We start from the raw sequence: 526 nt of genomic DNA on the forward strand, positions 1-526 counted from the left end.
CCAATGGATCTATAACTAAAGGCTCAAGTGATGCTGTAGCGGGTAACCAGCTATATGCCCTAGGGAGCGGTGTTGCGAAGTCTTTAGGTGGTAAAGCTAAGTATGAGAATGGGACTTGGAGTGCGCCTACATTCGCGGTTAAAAAGTTTTCATCTGATGGCAGTGTTACTGCCTCGAGTTATAGCGATGTCGCGTCTGCCTTTGCTGGTGTTGGTGATTCATTCGAGAATGTTAAAGATAAAATCGATCATGTTAAGGATGAAATTACCGAAGAGATTACCAATGAAATTACCACTGCTCAAGCTGACGCCTTGTTATGGGATAAGTCTAAAGGTGCGTTTGTAGCAACGCATGGAGACAGTAAAGAGAGCAGCAAGATTACGTCTCTTAAAAATGGAGACATTAGTAGAACGTCAACGGATGCTGTAGCGGGTAATCAGCTATATGCACTAGGGAGCGATGTTGCGAAGTCTTTAGGTGGAGGAGCTAAGTATGAGGATGGCAAATGGAGCAAACCTAAGTTCAC

The 526-nt window shown here is 44.3% G+C and carries 1 pseudogene; it reads left to right on the forward strand.

The annotated features are described in order from the left end of the window. Positions 1-526 (forward strand): annotated as a pseudogene (locus ACFINK_RS09460) (Vomp family autotransporter); the annotation flags it as partial.

Origin of the sequence: Bartonella sp. AA16NXGY, assembly GCF_042197325.1 — a bacterium.
GTDB lineage: Bacteria > Pseudomonadota > Alphaproteobacteria > Rhizobiales > Rhizobiaceae > Bartonella.